Raw genomic sequence first — 17,294 nt, forward strand, 5'->3', positions numbered from 1 at the left:
CACCTCCCGTCTTGTAGGACGATACTACAATCTGCGGGCGTCCAGCCGTCCAGGCCGTCGCGCCGGAGACCTGGGACCGCTCAGGAAAACGTCACGTCGGGGGACCAGCCGAGTGACGCGGAGAGGGCGGTGGCGGCGGCGGCCAGCCGGGCGAGGGCGTCGTCGGCGCGGGCCTGGTCGAAGCGGATCGTGGGCACGGAGACGCTCATCGCGGCGACCGTGCGGCCGGTGTGGTCGCGCACCGGCACGGCGACGCAGCGGACGCCGCGGGTGTACTCCTCGTTGTCCGTGCTGTGGCCGCGCTCGCGGATCCGCGCGAGCTCCTCCTCCAGCCGGCCGAGGTCGGTCAGCGTGTGCTCGGTGAAGCGCTCCAGCGGCTGGCCGGACAGCAGAGACCGGCGCTCGGCGTCGGGCAGGTCGGCGAGCAGCACCTTGCCGACGCCGGTGGCGTGTGCCGCGAGCCGCCGGCCGACGGCTGAGGCGAGCACGAGCATCTGCGTGCCGTCGACCTTCGCGACGTAGACGTTGTGCCGCCCGTCGAGGACGGCGAGCTGGACGGTCTCGCCGAGGGCGTCGCGGACGCGCTCCATGTGTGGCCGCGCGCGGTCGGCCAGGTCGACCGCGCGCAGGTAGGTGTTGCCGGCCTGCCACGCGCGGATGCCCAGCGTGTAGCGCCGGGTGACAGGGTCGAGCTCGGCCCAGCCGGATCGCACGAGCGTGGCGAGCAGGCTGTGCAGGCTGGACCGCGGATAGCCAAGCGCGCCGGCGATGTCGGTGAACGTCAGCGGGGTCTCGCGCCCCGTCAACAGCTCCAGGATCGCGAGCACGCGCTGCGCCGACTTGACCGTCTCCACGCCACGCACGGTAGCGCCAGTTCACGTATGCGAACAAGCGTCTCCATCCTTGACATCCGCCGCGATGGCGGGGCTAAAGTGCGGATCATGACGTTCGCGGTGCGGGCGCTCCCGGTCGGGCGGACGGAGATCCCCGGGCCGGAGCTCTTCTGGATGGGGGAGTGGGACCGCTGGTTTCCGCTCTCGTTCAACGTGCTGCTGGTCCGGGGCGAGGGCGTGACCGCGCTCGTCAACACCGGTGCGCCCGCCGACCTCGCGCCGCTCAACGAGATCTGGACCTCGATCCTGGGGCCGCGCGCGCTGTACCAGCGGGACGAGGGCGAGACCCTCGAAGCCCAGCTGGGCCGCGTTGGTGTGCGCCCCGACGAGGTCACCCATGTCTTCGCCACGCCGTTCCAGCTCTACACGACCGCGGGCATCCCGCTCTTCCGCAACGCGCGGGTGTGCCTGTCGAAGCGGGGCTGGATCCACTTCCACACCACGCACGACCACCCGCACGACAACCGGTGGACCTCGCTCTCCCGCGAGGTGCTCGTGCACCTCGTCACCGACGCGTGGGACCGGGTGCGGCTGCTGGAGGACGAAGACGAGGTGGTGCCCGGCCTGCGCACGTGGTGGGCGGGCACGCACCACCGCGCCTCGGTCGCCGTCGAGGTCGACTCCACCGCCGGCACCGTCGTCGCGTCGGACGCCTTCTTCTACTACGAGAACGTCGAGGATGGCCGCATGCTCGGCATCAACGAGAACATGTACGAGGGGCTCGCCTGCTACGAGCGCACCCGCCAGGTCGCCGACCACATCGTGCCGCTCTACGACCCCAAGGTCTTCGACCGGTACCCGGACGGCGTCGTGGCGGGGGAGTGACCGATGCGCGCGCTCGTCTTCCACGGACCCGGTGACCTGCGGGTGGAGCAGGTCCCCGACCCGGTGCCCGCCGGCGGCGAGGTGCTGATCCGGGTCGCCGCCACCGGCATCTGCGGCTCCGACCTGCACGGCTACACCGGGGAGAACGGCCGGCGCCACCCCGGCCAGGTGATGGGGCACGAGACGGTCGGCCGGGTCGAGGGCGAGGGCACGCTGGTGACGGTCAACCCGGTCATCGGCTGCGGCGACTGTCCACAGTGTGCCGCCGGCACCGAGCAGCTGTGCGCGCGCCGCCGGGTCATCGGCGTCGACCCCACCTACCGGTCGGCCTTCGCGGAGCTCATGACCGTGCCGGAGCGCAACGTGGTCGTCCTGCCAGCCGACATTCCCATCGAGTACGGAGCACTTGTCGAGCCGCTGGCTGTCGGTTACCACGCGGCCAAGCGGGGCGGCGTAGGCCCGGACGACCGGGCGCTGGTGATCGGCGGCGGGCCCATCGGGCAGGCCTGCGCGCTCGCGGCCCGCCGCCTCGGTGCCGCCGCGGTGGTGGTGAGCGAGCCACACCCGGGCCGCCGGGCGCTGCTGTCCCGGCTGGGCTTCGACGCCACCCATCCGTCCGATGTCGACGGTGCCGCGACCGTGGTGCTCGACGCGGTCGGCAGCAGCGCCAGCCTCGCCGCCGCGCTCGACAGATCCACATTGGGCGCCCGCGTCGTGCTCGTCGGCATGAACGCGCCCCAGGTGACCCTCGCCGCGTACGCGGTGAGCACCTACGAGCGCACCATCCTGGGCAGCTTCTGCTACCCCTCGGCGGAGTTCCGCGAGACGGCCGCCTGGGTCGCCACCCGGCCGCCAGGCCTGGAACACCTCGTGGAGGGGCGGGCCGGGCTGGGCGGCGCGCCGGACGCGTTCGCCGCGCTGGCCGCCGGCTCGCTGGACGCCAGCAAGGTGCTCGTCTTCTGCGGTGAGGCGTGAGCATGGGCATGCCGATCGTCCGCCAGGTGCGCGCGTACACGGTGCGCGGCGGTGGCGGCGACTACCACGACCAGGACACCGGCCACTGGATCGACGACCACATCGCGACGCCGATGGCCCGCTACCCGGAGTACCGGGGGAGCCGGCAGTCGTTCGGCATCAACGTGCTCGGCACGCTGGTGGTGGAGGTGGAAGCCGACGACGGGAGCGTCGGCTTCGGCGTCACCGTCGGCGGCGAGGTGGGCGCGTGGATCGTCGAGCACCACCTGGCCCGGCTCGTCGAGGGCCTGCGGGTCAGCGACATCGAGAAGGCGTGGGACCAGATGTACCGCGCCACGCTCTACTATGGACGTAAGGGCGTGGTGCTCAACGCGATCAGCGGCGTCGACCTGGCCCTGTGGGACGTGCTCGGCCACGTCCGTCAGGAGCCCGTGCACCAGCTGCTCGGCGGCGCGGTGCGCGACGAGCTCGTCTGCTATGCCACCGGGCCGCGCCCCGACCTCGCCCGCGAGATGGGGTTCATCGGCGGCAAGCTGCCGCTGCGGCACGGCCCGGCCGAGGGCGAGGAAGGGCTGCGCGCCAACCTGGCCGCGCTGGCCGAGATGCGCGACCGGGTCGGCGACGACTTCTGGCTGATGTGGGACTGCTGGATGTCGCTCGACGTCGACTACGCCACCCGCCTCGCGCACGCCGCCGACGCGCTGGGGCTGCGCTGGATCGAGGAGCCGCTGCTCCCGGACGACTACTGGGGCCACGGTGAGCTGCGCCGCCGCATGCCCGCGCGCATGCTGCTGACAGCGGGCGAGCACGAGGCCACCCGCTGGGGCTTCCGCCTGCTGCTGGAGCTCGGCGCCGTCGACATCGTGCAGCCGGACATGGGCTGGTGCGGCGGCATCACCGAGCTGCTGCGGATCGCCGCGCTGGCCGACAGCCACGGCAAGGCGGTGGTGCCGCACGCGTCCAGCGTGTACTCGTACCACTTCGTGGTGAGCCGGCCCAACAGCCCGTTCACCGAGTTTCTGATGATGCACCCGGACGGGAGCGAGGTCGTGCCGATGATGCGCCCGCTCCTGCTCGACGAGCCGGTGCCGGTCGGCGGCCGGATCCGGGTGCCCGACCGGCCCGGCTTCGGCGTGCGGCTCAACCCGGACGTCACGCTCACCCGGCCGTACCCGCGGGAGGGACCACCATGACGCTGGAAGGCAAGGCGGCGCTGGTCACCGGCGCGTCCCGCGGCATCGGGCGGGCTATCGCGCTCGGCCTGGCCGCCGCCGGCGCCGACGTCGCGGTCAACTACCACGTGCCCGGCACCGCGGAGTTCGGCCACGACAACGCCGGTGACGCCGCCGCGGTGGTCCGCGAGGCCGAGGCGCTGGGCCGGCGGGCGGTGGCGGTCGAGGCGGACGTCTCCGACTCCGCCGCGGTGACCGCGATGGTGACGGCGGCCGCCGGTGCGCTCGGTGGGCTGGACATCCTGGTCAACAGCGCCGGCATCTGCCCGTTCCACGACTTCCTCACGATGCCCGAGGAGCTGTGGGACCGGGTGCAGGGGGTCAACCTCAAGGGCGCGTTCCTGTGCTCGCAGGCGGCCGCGCGGGTGATGGTGGAGCAGGGGCGCGGCGGCCGCATCATCTCGGTCAGCTCGATCAGCGCGCTGGTCGGTGGCGCGCTTCAGGCCCACTACACGCCGACCAAGGCGGGCATCCACTCGCTCATGCAGTCGCTTGCCATCTCGCTCGGCCCGCACGGCATCACCTGCAACTCGATCCTGCCCGGCGCGATCGCCACCGACATCAACAAGGACGACTGGAGCGATCCGGCCAAGCGGGCCTACCTCGACCAGCGGATCCCGCTGGGCCGCTTCGGCGAGCCGAACGACCTCGCCGGCCCCGCCGTCTTCCTCGCCTCCGACGCCGCCCGGTACGTGACCGGCGCGAGCCTGCTCGTGGACGGCGGCCTGTTCGTCAACCTCCAGTGACGTAACAGGATTGCACGGGGTTATCACGTCGCTTCGTCACGCTTCCGTATGTGCTCTGACCTGGCGAAACGTCTGCCTTGACACGCCGATGACACAGCCATACGCTCCTCGTAACAAGATTTCTGCTAGTTTTAACACTCGCTCTCACAGTCATGGGAGAGGAACGCATGACAGCGACAGATAACCGTCTCAACCGGGCTCAGTTTCTGCGGATGATCGGCGGGCTGGCGGCCGGCGTGGGTGCCTCCGGCCTGCTCGCCGCGTGCGGCGACGACTCGTCGGGCGGCGGCGGGTCCAAGACGCTCAGCCTGGTCGGCGTCGCCGACGAGAAGGGCCCGCTCGACGTGCTGACCAAGCAGTACACGGACAGCGGCGCCGGCGTGACGTTCAAGACCTCGTACGCGCCGACCGACCAGGTGACCACCTCGGTGCGCACCCAGCTCGGCGGCGGCAACGCGCCCGACCTGCACGTGCTCTACCCCGGCGCGGGCAACTCGATGTCCACCACCGAGCTGGGCAAGGCGGGCCTGCTCGCCGACCTGAGCGGCCAGTCGTGGGTCTCGATGATCCCGGAAAACCTCAAGTCGTCCTTCACCTACGACGGCAAGACCTACCTCTTCTCCTCCGGACTCACCGTCATCGGCGCCATCTACAACAAGAGCGTCTTCTCCGGTGCCGGGGTCGAGATCCCCAAGACCTGGCCGGAGCTGATCAGCGCCTGCCAGAAGCTCAAGGCGGCCGGCAAGGTGCCGATCGCGCTCGGCGCGCAGACCCAGTGGGTCACCCAGCTCATCACGTACGCGCTGGTGGCCGGCTACGTCTACCGCGACACCCCGGACTTCGACGACCAGATGCTGGCCGGTAAGGCGACGTTCCTCGACTCCGGGTGGAAGAAGTCGATGGAGCTCTACATGAGCCTGCGCGACCAGGGCTTCTTCAACGACAACCCCAACGGCACCACGCTGGAGCAGCAGACCGCGATGGTCGGCACCGGCCAGGCCGCGATGGCCGTGCAGGTGGCGCCGCTGCTGCCGGCGTTCCGCGACGCGGCCACCAACAAGGACGACATCGACATGTTCCCGTTCCCGAACGCGGACACGGCCGACCAGGTCTACACCTGGGGCGCCGCGAACGTCGGCCTGGGCGTGCACGCCAAGAGCAAGAACAAGGACGCCGCGCTCGCGTTCGTGGAGTACCTCGGCAAGCAGGAGAACATCAACAAGTGGTGCGAGGTCGTCGCCGCCATCCCGATCAAGCGGGACGCGACGTCCAAGGTGGACCCGGCGCTCCAGTCGTTCCTGCCGTTGCTCGACGGCGGGCGCGTCGCGGCGGTCGGTTCGCGCTGGCCCAACGCCGAGGTGCAGCCGACGCACTTCTCGGTGATCCAGGACCTGCTGGCCAAGAAGATCACCGTCGACGACGCGCTGAAGAAGATGGACGAGGCCTACAAGAAGGCTCAGTGACCGTGACGAGAGCGAGCAGCGTGGCCACCGCAGCACCGGAGTCGAGCCCAGCAGCACCCCCGACGCGACCGGCGCGGCGGCGGCCGCGCAACAAGCTGGGCCCGCCCTGGCTCTTCGTGGTGCCCGCGCTGCTGTGCTACGCCGCGATCGTGCTCTACCCGAGCATCGCCGGCGTCGTCTACGCGTTCACCGACTGGACCGGGCTGGGCGACTGGTCGTTCGTGGGGTTCCGCAACTTCGACACCCTGCTGCACGACGACCAGACGCTCGGCGCACTGAAGAACACGCTGCTGCTGACCGTCGCGATCGTGGTCGTCCAAAATGGAGTCGGCCTGCTGCTGGCGCTCGGCGTGCACGCCCGCATCAAGAGCCGGATGCTGCTGCGGGCCATCTTCTTCGCGCCGGTCGTGGTGAGCCCGGTGATGGTCGCGTTCCTGTGGAAGTACGTGTACAACCCCGCGCCCGACGAAGGCCTCAACGGGCTGCTGGGCGCGGTCGGCCTGGGTTCGCTGCGGCAGGACTGGCTCGGCGACCCGTCGCTGGCGCTTTGGTCGGTGGCCGCGATGGTCGTGTGGCAGAACGCCGGCTACTCGATGGTGATCTTCCTGGCCGGGCTGGAGGGCATCGGCAAGGACGTGCGGGAGGCGGCCACCATCGACGGCGCCGGCCCGGTCGCCCGCTTCCGGTACGTCACCTGGCCGCTGCTCGCGCCCTCCACCACCATCAACGTGATGCTCTCCACCATCGGCGGGCTCAAGCTCTTCGACCAGGTGTTCGCGGCGACCGGCGGCGGACCGGGATACGCGACCGAGACACTGTCCACTGTGCTCTACAAGCAGGCGTTCGTCTTCGGCCGGTACGGCTACAGCACCGCGGTGGCGCTCGTGCTGGCCCTCTTCGTCGCCGCCGTTTCGCTGGTGCAGATCCGCTACCTGCGTGCCCGGGAGGATTCCGCGTGAACCGGTACCGCCCTCGTACGTTCCTGCTCGAGCTGGTCATGGTCGTGGCGGCCGTCGTGTTCGTCTTTCCGGTATATGCGTTGATCACGCTATCTCTAAAGGACCCGGGGCAGATCGCCGCTCACCCACTGTCGCTGCCCACTCCACCCACATTGGACAACTACTCGTCGGCGTGGTCGTCGGCCTCGCTGGGTGGCGCGCTGCTGAGCAGCACGTTGATTACCGTGGTGAGTCTGGTGTTGTTGATCGTGGTCGGCTCGTGTGCTGCCTATTGGATCGCCCGCACCGGCACCCGGCTCGGGTACGGGCTCTACATCCTCTTCCTGCTCGGCATCGTGCTGCCCTTCCAGCTCGGGATGATCCCGCTCTACAACCTCTTCTCCCGGCTCGACCTCATCGGCAGCTACCAGGCGATCATCCTGTTCTACACGGGGATCCAGCTGCCCTTCACGGTCTTCCTCTACACCGGCTTCATCCGCGCGCTGCCGCAGGAGTACGCCGCCGCCGCGCTGGTCGACGGCGCCTCGCACGTGCAGGCGTACACCCGGATCGTCTTCCCGCTCCTGCGACCGATCACCGGCACGGTGCTGATCCTCAACGCGGTCTTCATCTGGAACGACTTCTTCACGCCGCTGCTCTACCTGGCCGGATCGGACAAGGAGACGGTGCCGGTGCGCATCTTCGCGTTCGTCGGGCAGTACGTCTCCGACTACGGCCTCGTCTTCGCCGGCCTGGTGCTCGGCGCGATCCCGATCCTGGTGGTGTTCCTGGTGCTTCAGCGGTACGTCATCAAGGGCTTCGCGAGCGGGCTCAAGGGATGACGCTGCCCCCCTCGCTGGCCGCGGTGCTGGCCGAGCCGCCGCGCGCGTTCTCGCCGACGGCCATCTGGTGGTGGAGCGGCGACCCGCTCGACCGGCGGCGGATGCGCTGGCAGCTGGAGCGGTACGCGGCCGGTGGCATCCACAACCTCGTCATCACCAACCTCGCCGCCACCGGGCCGCTGTTCGGCAGCGACCCGGACCGGCCGGCGTTCTTCTCCGACGAGTGGTGGGCGCTGCTCGACGAGGTCTGCGACGACGCGGCCGAGCTGGGCGTGTCGCTGTGGTTCTACGACCAGATCGGCTTCTCCGGGGCCGACATCCCGGCCCGGCTCGTGGAGGAGCACCCCGGGTACGCGGGGCAGTGGCTGCTGCCGGACGGGAGCGTCGAAACGGGCGGCTTCGACTACCTCTCGCCGGAGGCCTGCGCGGCGCTGCTCGACCGGGTGCACGGCGAGTTCGAGCGGCGGCTCGGCCACCGGCTCGGCACGGTCGTCGTGGGCTCGTTCCAGGACGAGCTGCCGGCGATGCCGACCTGGTCGCCCACGTTCGCCGCGGAGTTCGCGCGGCGGCGCGGATACGAGCTGGCGCCGGTGCTGCCGGCACTGTGGGATGTGGACGATCCCGCCGGTCGCGCGATCCGCCGCGACTACCACCTGACCCGGGCCGAGCTGGCCGAGGAGGCGTTCTTCCGCCCGCACGCCGAGTGGCACGAGCGGCACGGGCTGCTCTCCGCCTGCGACCAGCAGGACCCGGCCCGCGCCGGCCATCCCATCGAGGGCGTGCAGCTGTACGCGGATTACGCCCGCACCCACCGGTGGTTCAGCGCGCCCGGTTCCGACCACCACGGCGACGCCCGGCTGCACTCCTCGCTCGCCCACCTGTACGGGCATCCGCGCGCCTGGCTGGAGGCGTTCCACTCCAGCGGCTGGGGTGGCACGCTGGAGGAGACGTTCGACTGGCTCCTGCCCTGGCTGCGGGCCGGCGCCACGCTCTACGACCCGCACGCCACCTACTACTCGACCCGTGGCGGCTGGTGGGAGTGGGCGCCGCCGTCGACCGACTGGCGGCAGCCGTACTGGCGGCACTATCCCGTCTTCGCCGGCGCGGTGGCCCGCCTGTGCGCGGCGCTCTCGCTCGGCCGGCACGTCTGCGACGTCGCGGTGCTGCTGCCGACCACCACCGTGCAGGCCGGCACCGGCGTACCGGGTGCCGCGACCACCGAGGTGGCGACCGACGCGGCCGCCCGCCTGGCCCACCGCACCTACCTCGACCTGGTCGGCGACATGACCTGGTTCAACACCGTGCCCGGCGTGCTCGACCGGCTGCGCCGCGAGGCGGACGTGATCGACGACGACTCGCTGGCCCGCGCCGACGTCACCGGCGGCCGGGTGCGGGTCGCCGGCGAGGAGTACCGCGTCGTCGTCCTGCCCGCGATGACGTTCGTGGACGATCGGGTGGCGGAGCGCCTCGACGCCTTCGTGGCCGGCGGCGGCCTGTTGGTGGCGGTCGGGGCGCTGCCGTCACACGGCGCGCTGCTCGCCCATTTCGAGGCCGGCAGGGCGCATTTCGTGCGTGACGTCGACGACCTCGGCGCGTTGCTGGCCGCCGTGCCGCCGCCGGTGGACGCGCCGGTGCCGTCGCTGGTCCGCGACGTCGACGGCACCCGGGTGGTCTTTCTGCCCGCCGCGGCCCCACGGGCGAGCGAGGTGGCCGTGGGCAATCCCGAGGCGCGGGGGATCTCGCTGGGCTGGCTGGACGCCGAGTACGACTTCGACCCCGGCCGCTACCACGACAGCATCCCCGTGCGGGTACGCGGCGTCGCGCCCAACGCGCTGCTCATCGACCCGTTCACCGGGCGGGCGCGGCCGCTCGACTGCACACCGTCCGGCGACGCGGTCGACGTACGCGTGCCGTTCGACGGCGGCCCGGCGGCCCTGCTCGTCTTCCCCTCCGCGCCGTCGGCGGCGACCCCTTCGCCGGCGCCCGCCCCGACGCACGCCCTCGACCTCGGCGACGAGTGGACGGCGGAGCTGGTGTCCACCATGGACAACACGTGGGGCGACTTCGCCCGGCCCTCCGGCGGCATGGTCCCGGTGCAGCGCTGGGAGGTGCGGCACTCCCTCGACGGCGAGACCTGGACGCCGGCCTACGCGACGTTCGGCCCGCACGCGGTCGCCGGCGGCCCGCTGGTGTACTCCACCTCGCGGGGCATCCGCAAAGACCCGATCCACCGCGAGACGCTCGGCCCGAAGGCCCACGTGCCGGAAGAGTTCCTCGCCCTCGGGCCGGCCACCGCCGGGGCCCCCGTGCGGGTGTGCACCGAGCTGGTGGTGGCCGCCGACGTCACCGGCTGGCTCGCGGTCGGCGCGCCCGCGGCGAAGGCCGCCACATTGGACGGTACGCCACTGCCTCTCGACGACCGCGGCTACCTGGCGCTCACCGAGGTGCGGCTCGCGCCCGGGCGCCACCCGCTGGAGCTGGCACTGACCCCGGACGAAGACCTCGACCTGCGCGCGTACATCGCGGTCGTCGGCGACCCCGCCCGCTTCGAACGTCCGGAGTGGATGGTCGCCGCCGGCGCTCCGGGCGGCCACGTGGTACTGCGGACGGCGGTCGGCGCGCCGTCCGGTGCCGTGCAAGTGGCCGCACGGGAGCGCTGCGTCCTGCGCGTCAACGGCGTCGAGGTCGGCCGGCAGGGCGGCTTCGAGCCGTACGCCGAACAGGAGACGCCGCGCGTGCGCCGCTACGACCTCACCCCGCACCTGCGGCCAGGTGAAAACGAGCTGTCGGTCGAGCTCACCGAAGGCACGGCCGCGGCCGCCGTCCTCGTCGACGGCGCCGCCCTCTCCGGCCGGCACTGGTCGGCCACCCGCGACGGCGTGCCGGTGGACACGCTGGTACGCCGCCGCCAGTACGGCGACCCGGCGGCCCTGCACCTGCCGCGCCGGCCACACCCGCTGCCGGAGACCGCCTGGCTGGAAGACACACCGGCCGACGGCACGGTACTTCCCGTGGTGCTCGCCGCGCCCGACCAGCCGCCGGTGCAGTGGCTGTCGTTCGTGGTGCCACCCGGTGCCACGGCGCTGCGCCTGTCGGCGTACGGCGAGGTCGCCGTACTCGTAGACGGCGTCACGCTGGCGAAGGGCGCCGGTGACCCGGTGACGCTGACCGTCGACCTGCCCGACTCGCGCGAATGCGTGCTGCGCGTCGTCACCCGACCCGGCTACTCGCACGGCGCGATCCTGGCCGGCCCGATCACCTTCGAGGTCGGGAGCGGGACCATCGCGCTCGGCGACTGGGAAGACGTGGGCCTGCCCGAGTACAGCGGCGGCGTCCGCTACCTCACCCGCTTCACCGCCGCCGGCGCCGGTCCGGCCACTGTGGACCTGGGCCGCGTGCGCGGCACCGCCGAGGTCACCCTCAACGGCCAGCCGCTCGGCGCCCGCGTCTGTTCGCCCTACGTCTTCGACGCCGCCGGCGCACTCCGCGACGGCGACAACGACATCGAGGTGGCGGTCTACGGCACGCTGGCCCCGTACCTTGACGCGGTCAGCCCCACCCACTTCGTCTTCAAAGGCCAACGCACCGCCGGCCTCTTCGGCCCGGTGACCCTCCGCTGGTGATTTGGACCGAGATTTGAGCTACCGCGATGTGCGTCGTGGTCCATACCGTTGCTCCCGCGGCCTCACCCGTCCGCCGCTGGTCGCGCTCACCCTGCGCGCAGCCCGCCCGGGGGAGAAGGGGGCCGGTGGATTGAGCTGGCACCAGGCGATGGTCGACGTTTGTCCACAATGCCCGCTCCCGGATCGCCGATCCGGGAAAGCAACAGGGGTTTCGTCGCCGCGAGTAGCCGCCGCGGCGGTGTGAGCGGCGTCCCGACCCCGGCCTGGTCACGCTGCGTCAGATCGTGGAGGTAGGGCCGCGAAGACCCGTCGGGGCTTGTTCCGCGGAGCCGGCAGTGGACGGCCGGGGAGTGCCTGACCCTGACCCCAAATGTCTCTAGGGGTTTACTTGGCCGGGTAGGGGAGTGCCGGCGGCGTAGGCGGTGACGACCTCGGCGGCGAGGCGGGCGGCGCGTTCGGCGGTCTGGACCGTGGCGCCGGCCAGGTGGGGCGTGAGCACCACGTTGGGCGCGGTGAGGAGCCGCGCGCCGGCGGGGATCGGCTCCGGGTCGTAGACGTCGAAGGCGGCGGCGCCGAGGTGTCCGGACTCCAGCGCGTCCACGACCGCGTCATAGTCGACAAGGCCGCCACGGGCGGTGTTGACGAGCAGGCCACCGCGCGGCATGCGGGACAGGGCGGCCGCGTCCATCATGTGCCGGGTCTCGGCGGTCAGGCGGGCGTGCAGGCTCACGATCGACGAGCGGCCGAGCAGTTCGTCCAGAGTGGATACGAAGCCCTCGCTCGGCTCGGCGTACGGGTCGTAGACGAGCACGGAAGCGTCGAAGGCACGCAGGATGCGGGCCACACGGGCGCCGATCGCGCCGTAGCCGACGAGGCCGGCCGTGGTGCCGGAGAGCTCGCGGCCGGCGGCGTTCAGCGCGTAGAGGTCGCTGCGCCATTCGCCGGCGCGGACGGTGCCGTGTACGTCGGGGATGTGGCGCAGGGCGGCGAGGATGAGCGCGATGGTGTGTTCGGCCGCGGCGGGCGCGTTGCGGCCGGGTGTGGCGCAGACGGCGATGCCGCGTTTGGTGGCGGCCGCGAGGTTGACGTTGACGGGGCCGCCTCTCGTGCAGACGATGAGGCGCAGCGCGTCGGCGGCCTCGATGACGCGTGACGTGAACGGCGCCATTTGCGTGATCGCGACCTCGACGCCGTCCAGCGCCGCGATCAGCTCGGATTCGTCGCCGCTGGCCTCGTCGACGTCGGCGATCGGGCCGAAGGGCTCGTAGGGCCACGGCAGAAGCAGCGAACTGACGTCCACACCGGACGGCAGCGAGGATGCCACGAGCGCCGGCGTCACGAAGTGGTCTCCGGCGACCAGGATCTTCACGGCTGTGCCCTCCACCAGTCTCGTGCGTGGCCGACCGCCCGCAGGTAGCGGGCGTAACCGTCGGCGTAGATCGCCGCGGCCGGGCCCGGCTCGACGAGCGTGCCGGCCGGGGCGGGCCAGCCCGTCGCGCCGGCGGCCAGCGCGGCGCCGCGCGCGCCCACCTCGTCGCCGGCGAGTGCGCGCAGCGGGCGGTCGAGCACGTCGGCGAAGATCCGCAGCCACGGGAGGCTGGCCGCGCCGCCGCCGCAGACGACGAGGTCGCCGGTGAGGCCGGCGGCGGCGAAGCAGTGCCGCGCGGCGTACGCGATGGCCTCGGCGGCGGCCCGCACGATGTCGGCGCGGCCGGTGCCGACGTGCAGGCCGTCGATGCGGGCGCGGGCGCGGGGCTCGACGAACGGCGCCCGTTCGCCGGCCTCGGCGAAGAACGGCAGCACGGTCACGCCGTTGGCGCCGGGCGGACTGGCGGCCAGCAGGTCGGGAAGCTCGGCCACGGTGGCGCCGACGATGTCGAGGACCCAGTCGAGCGCGGCGGCGCCGACCATCGCGGGCATCGCGCGCAGCCAGCGGCCCTCGGCCCAGGTGGCCAGGGTCAAGCCGCACGGCTCGCCGGACGTGTCGACGGTGTCGGTCAGCACCTGGCAGGCGAGCGTGGTGCCGAGGATGAGCAGCCCGTCGCCGACCTCCGTGACCCCGCCGCCCCAGGCGCAGGCGGGCAGGTCGTACGGCGCGGCGACGACCGGGATGCCGGCGGGCAGGCCGGTGCGGGCGGCGGCCGCGGCGGAGAGCGGTGCCCGCGGCCGGCGCAGCACGGGTGCAAGCAGCCGGCGATAGCGGTCGAGGCCGCAGAGCTTGAGCAGGTCGTCGGCGTAGTCGCCGGTGTGCGGGTCGAGAAACGGCACCGAGGCGTCGGACGGGTCGGTGGCGCGCAGGCCGGTCAGCCGCTCCAGCACCAGGTCTTTGCAGTAGCCGGCGGTCGCGGCCGCCTCCAGCGTCGCGGGCTCCTCCGCGGCGAGGGCGGCGAGGATCGGCGCGGCGGCCCCGAGGAAGAGCAGCGACCCGGTGCGCCGGAACAGCGCCTCGAGCGTCCCGTCGGCCTGCCACCGGGACAGGATCTCGCCGGCACGGGCGTCGAGCCAGGAGACGGCCGGGCGGACCGGCTCGCCGTCGGCGCCGGCCAGCCACACCCCGTCGCCCTGCCCGGTGATGCCGATCGCGTCGACTGGGCCGTGGCCGGCCAGCTGGCTGAGCACCGACTCCGCCGCGGCGAAGACCTCGCGCACGTCCTGCTCGTACCGGCCGGGGCCGGGTCGGTCGAGCCGCGTGCGCTCGGCCGCGCGGGCCAGCGGCGTGCCGTCGTCGGCGAACGCGACCGCCTTGATGAGCGTGGTGCCCAGGTCGAGCCCAATGATCATGTAATCACCTCGTACCGCACGCCGTGTTCGCGCATCTCCGCCAGCGACTCGCGGCTGGCTGACCCGTCAGTCAGCACCAGCTCGAAGTCGCGCAGTGGGGCCAGCCGGTGCAGCGCCACCCGGCCGAGCTTGGTGTGGTCGACCATCAGCACCGAGCGCTGGGCGGCCCGCATCATCGCCCGCTTCACCAGCACGATCTCCTGCTCCTGGTGGTAGGCGTAGCCGCCGCCGATCGCGGACGTCGACGCGAAGAGCAGGTCGACGCGCAGCGCCTCGATCGCCTCGATGCAGGGCACGCCGAGGAACGAGTCGTGGGTGCCGTGGTACTCACCGCCGAGCGCCAGCAGCCGCAGGCCCGGCCGGCCGGCGAGCAGCTTGACCGTCTCGAGGAAGTTCGTCACCACGGTCAGCGGGGTGATGCCCTCCAGCAGGCGGGCCAGCTCCAATGTGGACGTGGAGTCGTCGAGCATCACGGCCATGCCGGGCTCGATGAGCGTGCGGGCGTGCCGGGCGAGCGCCTGCTTTTCGGCCAGCGCGGCCTGCATCCGGTAGGACACGTTGCTCTCGAAGACGCTCGACGGCTGGGCACTGACGCCGCCGCGGTACTTGCGCACGACGCCCTGGCGTTCCAGCTCGTCGAGGTCGCGGTGGATCGTCATGAGACTCACGCCGAACGCCTCGGCCAGGTCTGTGGCGGAGACGGAGCCGCGGCTGACGACGTACTCGGCTATCTCGGCCTGGCGCTGCGCGGGCCGGCTGCGCTCGGCGGAGGGGGTGGCGGTCATGCCGCACATCCTGCGTCCAGAGGCACGTTGTAGGCCAGCAACGCGACCGCGCCGCCCCGCACTTCCAGCTCCGTGCGGGAGGCGGGGGCCAGGCGGGGGAGCTTGCGGCGGTACTCCCGGAGCGGCACGCCCAGCGCCGCGCACACCACGAGCCGGATGAGCGTGCTGTGCGCGACCACCAGCAGGGTGCCGTCGGGGTGCGTCGCCGCCAGGTCGGCCAGGGCGGCCGTCGCGCGGGCCACCGCGTCTTTGGGCGCCTCGCCGCCGGGCATGTGGTGCGTGTCCGGGTCGGCGACGAACCGCTCGACCGCGGCCGGGTCCTCGGCCCGCATCTCGGCGAGGGTGCGCCCCTCGGCCCGCCCGAAGTCCAGCTCGCGGAGGCGCTTGTCGACGAGCGGGGTCAGCCCGGTACGCGCCGCCGCCGGCTCCGCGGTGCGGACCGCCCGGCGCAGGTCGGAGCAGGCCAGCGCCGTCAGGCCGGCCCCCTCGGCCCACCGCGCCAGGGCCTCCGCCTGGCCGACGCCGACCTCGTCGAGGTCGATGTCGGAGCTGCCGGTGTACCGGTTGGGCCGGTGCCACGGCGTCTGCCCGTGCCGGGCGAGGTGGATGAGAGTCACGCCAGGCCTCCCCGCGCGTGCTTGGCCAGGGCCGCGTCGATGTATCCGCGCCGGAGCAGCTCGTCGACGAACAGCCCGAACGGCTCGGCGAACCGCTCCGCCGCCCCCGGCCGCGGCTCGACGGCGCCGACCAGGCGGACCATCCGCCGGGCGGTGACCGACAGCGAGCCGTTTCCGGCCGCCGCGAGCACCGCCATGCCGAACGCCGGCTCGGCCTGTGCCGGCAGGTGCAGCGGCCGGCCGAGCACGTCGGCGCGCAGCTGGGTCCAGTAGTCGCTGCGGCTGCCCCCGCCGGTCACCATCGTGCGGCCGTCGACGCGGGCGCCCAGCGTCTCCAGGTACGCGTAGCAGAGCCGCTCGACGTACGCGACGCCTTGGAGGACCGCCGCGTACCGGTCGGTGTCCGAGCGTGGGGTGCCGAGCAGGAACCCCTCGGCGTCCGGCCGTACGAACGGGAACCGCTCGCCCCGCGACGCGAGCGGGTAGGCCACCGCGCCGGCCGGCTCGCGGTCGGCGGCCGCGGCGTCGAAGCCCGCCAGGTCGGCGCGGAACTCCGGCGGTATCGAGCCGGCGCCCACATTGGACGCTCCGCCGGGCAGCCATCCGCCGTCCGGGTGCCGGTGCGAGTAGACGGCACCACCGGGGTCGGCGAGCCGCCCGGCGGTGACGCCCTTGAGGACGAGCGTGGTGCCGAGCACGGAGTTCCACTCGCCGGGGGCGAGGGCGCCGGCCGCGATCTGGGCGGCGCAGCCGTCGGTCATGCCGGCGAGCACCGGTGTGCCGGCCCGCAGCCCGGTGTGCGTCGCGGCCTCCGCGCCGACCGTGCCGAGGCGGGTGCCCGGCCGCACCACGTCGGGCAGCATGGCGAGGGGCATGCCGAGCTCGTCGAGCACCTCGGTCGGCCAGCGGTGCGCGGCCAGGTCGTACCCCGTCTTGAGCGCGTGGCTGAAGTCGGTCGCGACCGGAGCGCCCACGAGCCGGCCGGCGAGGTAGTCCGCGGAGTGGGCGAGTCGCACTCCGCCGCGCTGTGCCGCCCGCCGGGTGTCCGCGTCCGCCCGGCCGAGCAGCCACAGTGCCTTCGGCAGGGCCCAGGAGCGCTGCATCGGGTAGCCGAGCGACACCCACAGCGCGCCACCGGCCTCGGCCGCGCGCTGCTCCTCGGCGGCCGCGCGGGCGTCGTCGTACATGAGCGCGGGGCCGAGCGCGGCACCCTCGCGGTCGGTGAGCAGGACGGTGCCGGAGGTGCTGCACAGCGCGATGCCGCGCACCCGCTCGGGCGCGATGCCGCCGAGGGCGGCGCGGCTGGCCTCGCCGAGCGCCCGCCACCAGGTCGCCGGGTCCTGCTCGTGGATGCGGCCGGGCGCCCGCTGGCTGGCGAGGGCACGCGCCGCCTGCCCGACCACCGAGCCGCCGGCGTCCACGACGGCGACCCGGAGGCTCTGCGTGCCGACGTCGACCCCGGCCCACAGCGGATCGCCATTGGTCGCTGACGAGTGAACCATGGGCGATCGGCGCTCCCTCCTCCGACTTAACGTGGAATATAACAGGCTCGGGTGTTAACTAGACAAGCAGGG

The 17,294-nt window shown here is 72.7% G+C and carries 14 protein-coding genes; 8 read left to right on the top strand and 6 right to left on the bottom strand.

Annotation, left to right across the window (positions count from 1 at the left end; genetic code table 11):
• Nucleotides 1-80 precede the first annotated feature (80 nt).
• Nucleotides 81-854, bottom strand: coding sequence for an IclR family transcriptional regulator (locus AC5L36_RS23415; protein ID WP_441219516.1), 774 nt, complete (start codon nt 852-854; stop codon nt 81-83).
• An 87-nt stretch (nt 855-941) separates the two neighbouring features.
• On the opposite strand from AC5L36_RS23415, the gene AC5L36_RS23420 reads away from it, so the two are divergent.
• From AC5L36_RS23420 to AC5L36_RS23455, 8 genes are all read left to right on the top strand, one after another.
• Entirely contained in the window at nt 942-1,718 is a 777-nt protein-coding gene (locus tag AC5L36_RS23420) for an MBL fold metallo-hydrolase (protein ID WP_441219518.1), read from the top strand.
• A gap of 3 nt (nt 1,719-1,721) precedes the next feature.
• A complete protein-coding gene (locus AC5L36_RS23425; RefSeq protein ID WP_441219520.1) occupies nt 1,722-2,693 on the top strand; it encodes a zinc-dependent alcohol dehydrogenase in 972 nt (323 codons plus the stop codon).
• 2 nt (nt 2,694-2,695) lie between these two features.
• Nucleotides 2,696-3,886 carry an L-rhamnonate dehydratase gene (gene rhmD, locus AC5L36_RS23430; protein ID WP_441219522.1) on the top strand — a complete coding sequence of 397 codons (1,191 nt, stop codon included), beginning with the start codon at nt 2,696-2,698 and terminating at the stop codon, nt 3,884-3,886.
• Nucleotides 3,883-4,671: an L-rhamnose 1-dehydrogenase Lra1 gene (lra1, locus tag AC5L36_RS23435; RefSeq protein ID WP_441219524.1), complete on the top strand. Its 789-nt coding sequence runs from the start codon at nt 3,883-3,885 to the stop codon at nt 4,669-4,671. The genes rhmD and lra1 overlap by 4 nt, the downstream gene beginning before the upstream one ends.
• A 167-nt stretch (nt 4,672-4,838) precedes the next feature.
• Nucleotides 4,839-6,134, top strand: a complete 1,296-nt coding sequence (locus tag AC5L36_RS23440; RefSeq protein ID WP_441219526.1) for an ABC transporter substrate-binding protein — start codon at nt 4,839-4,841, stop codon at nt 6,132-6,134.
• Nucleotides 6,131-7,093, top strand: coding sequence for a carbohydrate ABC transporter permease (locus AC5L36_RS23445; protein ID WP_441219528.1), 963 nt, complete (start codon nt 6,131-6,133; stop codon nt 7,091-7,093). The genes AC5L36_RS23440 and AC5L36_RS23445 overlap by 4 nt, the downstream gene beginning before the upstream one ends.
• Complete coding sequence (locus tag AC5L36_RS23450; RefSeq protein WP_441219530.1) at nt 7,090-7,914, top strand: carbohydrate ABC transporter permease; 825 nt, start codon at nt 7,090-7,092, stop codon at nt 7,912-7,914. Before AC5L36_RS23445 ends, AC5L36_RS23450 begins: the two co-directional genes overlap by 4 nt.
• Nucleotides 7,911-11,537, top strand: a complete 3,627-nt coding sequence (locus tag AC5L36_RS23455) for a glycosyl hydrolase (protein ID WP_441219532.1) — start codon at nt 7,911-7,913, stop codon at nt 11,535-11,537. The genes AC5L36_RS23450 and AC5L36_RS23455 overlap by 4 nt, the downstream gene beginning before the upstream one ends.
• Nucleotides 11,538-11,913: 376 nt before the next feature.
• On the opposite strand, the gene AC5L36_RS23460 is transcribed toward AC5L36_RS23455, so the two are convergent.
• From AC5L36_RS23460 to AC5L36_RS23480, 5 genes are read right to left on the bottom strand one after another with little or no spacing between them, the layout of a single operon-like run.
• The gene (locus AC5L36_RS23460; RefSeq protein ID WP_441219534.1) at nt 11,914-12,906 is read right to left on the bottom strand and encodes a 2-hydroxyacid dehydrogenase; all 993 of its coding nucleotides are present in this window, start codon (nt 12,904-12,906) and stop codon (nt 11,914-11,916) included.
• Complete coding sequence (locus tag AC5L36_RS23465; RefSeq protein ID WP_441219536.1) at nt 12,903-14,318, bottom strand: FGGY family carbohydrate kinase; 1,416 nt, start codon at nt 14,316-14,318, stop codon at nt 12,903-12,905. Before AC5L36_RS23465 ends, AC5L36_RS23460 begins: the two co-directional genes overlap by 4 nt.
• Complete coding sequence (locus AC5L36_RS23470; protein ID WP_441219538.1) at nt 14,315-15,103, bottom strand: DeoR/GlpR family DNA-binding transcription regulator; 789 nt, start codon at nt 15,101-15,103, stop codon at nt 14,315-14,317. Before AC5L36_RS23470 ends, AC5L36_RS23465 begins: the two co-directional genes overlap by 4 nt.
• Complete coding sequence (locus AC5L36_RS23475) at nt 15,100-15,720, bottom strand: histidine phosphatase family protein (RefSeq protein ID WP_441219540.1); 621 nt, start codon at nt 15,718-15,720, stop codon at nt 15,100-15,102. The genes AC5L36_RS23470 and AC5L36_RS23475 overlap by 4 nt, the downstream gene beginning before the upstream one ends.
• The gene (locus AC5L36_RS23480; RefSeq protein ID WP_441219542.1) at nt 15,717-17,222 is read right to left on the bottom strand and encodes an FGGY-family carbohydrate kinase; all 1,506 of its coding nucleotides are present in this window, start codon (nt 17,220-17,222) and stop codon (nt 15,717-15,719) included. The genes AC5L36_RS23475 and AC5L36_RS23480 overlap by 4 nt, the downstream gene beginning before the upstream one ends.
• Nucleotides 17,223-17,294: the final 72 nt, after the last annotated feature.

Source organism: Phytohabitans sp. LZ39 (genome assembly GCF_059359075.1).